Source organism: Trebonia sp. (assembly GCF_030042015.1).
Taxonomy (GTDB): Bacteria; Actinomycetota; Actinomycetes; order Streptosporangiales; family Streptosporangiaceae; genus Trebonia.
The window spans coordinates 1-4,429 of record NZ_JASIAL010000494.1 but is presented as its reverse complement, the minus strand read 5'-3'; the positions used below and the strand labels follow the sequence as shown (position 1 = coordinate 4,429).

At 69.1% G+C, this 4,429-nt stretch carries 5 protein-coding genes and 1 pseudogene; 3 read left to right on the top strand and 3 right to left on the bottom strand.

Features of this window, described 5'->3' with window-relative positions; translation table 11 throughout:
* Positions 1 to 6: 6 nt before the first annotated feature.
* A complete protein-coding gene (locus tag Q1N79_RS26375) occupies positions 7 to 399 on the bottom strand; it encodes a transposase (RefSeq protein WP_300613561.1) in 393 nt (130 codons plus the stop codon).
* Between the two features lie 206 nt (positions 400 to 605).
* Here Q1N79_RS26375 and Q1N79_RS26370 point away from each other — a divergent pair, with 206 nt between their 5' ends.
* Entirely contained in the window at positions 606 to 1,166 is a 561-nt protein-coding gene (locus Q1N79_RS26370; protein ID WP_300613559.1) for a hypothetical protein, read from the top strand.
* 1 nt (position 1,167) lies between these two features.
* On the opposite strand, the gene Q1N79_RS26365 is transcribed toward Q1N79_RS26370, so the two are convergent.
* Positions 1,168 to 2,031, bottom strand: a complete 864-nt coding sequence (locus tag Q1N79_RS26365) for an exodeoxyribonuclease III (protein WP_300613557.1) — start codon at positions 2,029 to 2,031, stop codon at positions 1,168 to 1,170.
* Positions 2,032 to 2,235: 204 nt separating this feature from the next.
* On the opposite strand from Q1N79_RS26365, the gene tenA reads away from it, so the two are divergent.
* Positions 2,236 to 2,904, top strand: coding sequence for a thiaminase II (gene tenA, locus Q1N79_RS26360; protein ID WP_300613555.1), 669 nt, complete (start codon positions 2,236 to 2,238; stop codon positions 2,902 to 2,904).
* Between the two features lie 297 nt (positions 2,905 to 3,201).
* The gene (locus Q1N79_RS26355) at positions 3,202 to 3,549 is read left to right on the top strand and encodes an Lsr2 family protein (RefSeq protein WP_300613553.1); all 348 of its coding nucleotides are present in this window, start codon (positions 3,202 to 3,204) and stop codon (positions 3,547 to 3,549) included.
* Between the two features lie 140 nt (positions 3,550 to 3,689).
* Here the strand turns inward: Q1N79_RS26355 and Q1N79_RS26350 are convergent.
* Positions 3,690 to 4,429 (bottom strand): annotated as a pseudogene (locus tag Q1N79_RS26350) (hypothetical protein); the annotation flags it as partial.

Here is a 4,429-nt window from a genome sequence, read left to right as displayed (position 1 = left end):
CGTGCCCTAGTAGTACTTTGTTGGGTCGCGGATAGGGCAGCGGCGAGCCGGCCGAGTGTTACTTGCTGGCTGCACAGCGGGCAGGCGCCGGGGATGATGCCGGGCGCCGCCGGCGGCGGTGGCCTGCTCCAGCACGCCCCACCCGCCGGGTCCGGCCATCTCGCCGGTCATCTCCAGCGCCAGCGCGGCGTCGTCCCAGCCCGCCGGGCGGAACAGCCGCCAGCCGGCGGCCGGCCAGGCGTGCTCGCTGACCAGGTGCACGCTGACCGCGACCTGGCAGTTCACCGTCTTGCCCAGCATCCCGGAATACTGCCGCGCCGCGCACGGCGGCCCGGGAACGCGACGAACTGCTGCAGCCGCCGATGACCGGTCCCCAGCCGGGCAGGCCGGGACAATCATCGCGGACCACGAACAGGATGTGCTGACGAGGCATCTGGTACCTGGTGTGATCCCGTTATCTGCGCCAGAGCCGGGGATTTGGCCACCAGCATCATCACTGGGGGCGAACCACCCGGCGGCAAGCCGTCGTATCACCTGTAGTTGAATGGGAGCAAAGAGTGACTCATGTGACAAGAGTTCCTACCATCGCGTGAGGCAGGTGCGCGATGAAACTAACGGGTATCGCGCTGGCGGTCGCCGTGATCGGGCTGGCGGCCTGTTCGGCGCACGCGTCCGGACCAGACGTGCTGCGGGAGGGGCCCGCCGCGGCGTCGGCCGGCCGACATTCAGCGGCAGCGACCGCCCAGCCCGCCGCGCCGGCGATCACCAAGACGGTCATCAGGTATCGCACCGTGCCGGCGTCGTCGGCGCCCGCGACCGCCGCGCCCACGGCAGTCGCGGCACCGCAGCCGACGCCGGTCCCGAACGTCACCGATCCGTGGGCCGTGGTAGCGGCATACTACGGGGACATCGAATCAGGGGACTACCCGGAAGCCTGGGCGCTGCTCAGCTCAGGCGCGGTCACCGGCCAGACCTATCAGCAGTTCGTGGCCGGCTTCGCCTGCACCGGGGGGCAGGACCTGAGCGAGAACTGGCAATCAGGCGACGAGGTCAGCTTCGACCTGGCGGCGACCGACGACTGCACGGGCACGGTGCAGTACTTCACCGGCGTCGACACCGTCGTGGGCGGCAAGATCGTCGCCGCGGACGTCACCCAGGCCGACTGAGCTAGCCCGACTGCGGGAGCCTGGCGGTGCCTGGCCGCGCGGGGCGCGCCGACGGCGGCGGGACGACCGGCCCGATGTCGCCGTCTGGCGCCTCGTCCAGGTCGGCGATGACGGGCGCGTGATCGCTTGGCGCGCTGCCCTTGCGCGCCTTGCGGTCCACCCACGCCGCCCGCACCCGGGCCGCCACCGGGGCGCTGGCCAAGACCAGGTCAATTCGCATCCCGAGATCCTGGTGGAACATGCCGGCCCGGTAGTCCCAGTAGGTGAACACGCGGCTGTCCGGCCAGCGGTCCCGCACCACGTCCCGCAGGCCAAGCGCCTCCAGTTCGGCGAGCGCGGCCCGCTCTGGGGGCGTGACGTGCGTCTGGCCGACGTAGGCGGCCGGGTCGAACACGTCCGCGTCGGTTGGCGCGATGTTCATGTCCCCGCAGACCAGCGCCGCCGCCGGGCCTGCCGCTACCGCGTCCCGCAAGGCGGCGAGCCAGGCGAGCTTGTAGCGGTAGTGGTCCGAGCCTGGCTCCCTGCCGTTAGGCACGTAGACGGAATGCACCCGGATGCCGCCGCAGGACGCGGCGACCGCCCTCGCCTCCGGTCCGGGAAAGCCCGGCTCGTCCGGCAGCCCGGCAGTGACGTCGTCGAGCCCGGCCCTGGACACGATGGCGACGCCGTTCCACTGCGCCTGCCCGTTGACGGCGAAGGCGTAGCCGCGGGCCGCGAGCTCGGTGCCGAGCAGTTCGGTGAACGCCTCGCGGGTGAGCTTGATCTCCTGCAAGCACACCACGTCGGGCTGTCGTTCATCAAGCCACGGCAGCAGCCGCGGCACCCGCTGCTTGACAGAGTTGACATTCCATGTCGCTACCCGCACCGGTCCACAATAGCCACTGCGATCGTGTGCCGGCCGAACGCCGCGCGCGGGCGCTGGCCGACGCCGCGGCGCATGCCCGCCGATCGATCCGCGCGGTTATTGGTGGTGTGGGCCACGCCATCAATAGGGTTGGCGCCGGGAGTCACAACGCCAAACCGGATGGCTGCTTCCGTCGGGGACGGGTCGCGTCGTAAGGTGACGCGGGTGAGCGACTCCTTCACCGGCGAACTGTGGGACAGCATCACCGATATCTATAGCGCGATCCTGGCGCATCCGTTCATCAAGGGCCTGACCGACGGCACGCTCCCCCAGGAGTCGTTCGCATTCTTCGTCGTCCAGGATGGGCTCTACCTAAAGCAGTACGCGAGCGCGCTCGCCGCGGTCGCCAGCCGCGCGCCTGAGCCGACTGCGATGCGGATGTTCGCGCGGCACGCGGCGGACGCGGTGACGGTCGAGCAGGAATTGCACTCAGCGCTGCTGCCGGAACTCGGCATTTCCGCCGCGGCGGCAGCCGCCGCCGAGCCGGCCCCGACGAACCTCGCCTACACCAGCTACCTGCTCTCGACCATTCGCGGCGGAACCTATGCCGAAGGGGTCGGCGCGGTGCTCCCCTGCTACTGGATTTACTGGGAAGTGGGCAAGGAACTCCTCCGTCATCGATCGCCCGACCCGAGGTACCAGCGGTGGATTGACACCTACGGCGGCGACGAGTTCGGGCAGGTCGTGCGGGACGTGATCGCCGAGGCCGACGCGGTCGGGCCGGTCCTTTCCGCGGGCGAGCGCGCGCTGGTTCGCCGCCACTTCCGCACCACGAGTCGTTACGAGTGGATGTTCTGGGACATGGGGTACCGCCGGGAATCCTGGCCGGTCTAAACCAATGGGGTAACGAGTATCGGCGTTCCAGCGTTGTTGTCGATAGAGCGTTGTGATCGACCGTCCTCTGCTCAAAGCGAACACGGTCGCCGACACGCTGCCCCGATTGTCGCGAATGTCACATAGCGCTGTGCCGCGTCAGATAAGATCTCGTCGGCATAGCATGGCACAAAGACCTCGGCGGCCGGGTAGGTGCGGCAATTGCGGTCGGTGTGCGGGATGGGGCGGGTCCAACGCCGCTAACGCCGCGGTCATCGATTAGGATGACTGTCGAAACCAGGAAAGGCGGATATCCAAGTGGCCCAGAAGATCCAGACTCTCTTCATCGACGACATCGACGGCGGAGCGGCAGAGGGTACCGTGCGCTTTGCGCTGGACGGTACGGATTACGAGATCGACCTGAACGCGCAGCACTCGGAGGAGTTGCGTTCGGCGCTCGGAAAGTATGTCTCCCACGCGCGCAAGGTGGGTGGCACCGCACGCCGCGCCGGTCGCGCCGCAGGTAGGGCCAGCCGGGGTGGTGGCAGCGCGCTCAACACCACCGAGGTACGGAACTGGGCCCGCGAGCAAGGATATGACATTAAGGATCGGGGTCGGGTGCCCGCTGATCTTGTTGCCAAGTACCAGGCCGCGACCGGTAAGTAACAGGTGCGCCGGAATACGTAGTTTCGTACCGAACTTCGCCCGGGCATTCAGCCATAGCGCCCCCGGCCGTACGGCCGGGGGCGCTATTCTGCGGCAGCTATGGGCTGCTCTGCTTGACCGGGCGCGGCGGGACGCGGCGATCAGGCGAAAGTACTTTCCTCATCGTCTTCGGCGTCCTCGCCGCTATCGGCGTCCTCATCGTCCATGCCTTCCAAGGGGTGCAGCGGCGCCGGCCCGGGTACCGCAGGCACCGCGGGCATTGCCGGATACTGCGGCGCGGTAAGCATCCAAGCGCACGATACGACCAGCGAAATGACGAACACGCAGTAAACCCAGAATATGGGCGTGACTCCTGAGGTTATGGTCAGGCCGACCGCCGATGCCTGCGCCGACGAGATGCCCAACTCCGCCGCGGTCGTGGGCACGGTCACCTGAAGAAGCGCCGATATCGCCTGCCCGACCAGCGGCACGGTCACGCCGGCCAGGAGCAGCGCGCCCTGCCGACCAGGGCGCCAGAGCGCGGCAAGCACCGCGCCCGCGATCACCGCGATCATCACCGCGACGTCGCCGGCGATCACCCAGCCCGGGTTCGCGAACGCGTTGCCTGCGGTGATGGTCTGGACGGCTCCTGTCGTCGTCGCCGTGAGCGTGTAGCTGTCCCAGGAAGGCGCGAACGCGGCCACGGTGCCGATCGCGGCGAGCACTATCAGCCCGAGCGGGCCTGCCTCGGCGAGGCGCGGCCTGACCGGACCGCCGCCCAGGCGCCGGGCCAGCCAGCCCGGCCGCGAGACGGCGGACGACGGCCCTGCGGCATACGACGGCCCTGCGGCGAACGGCGGACCCGCCGCGTACGACGGACCCCCGGCGTACGACGGACCCC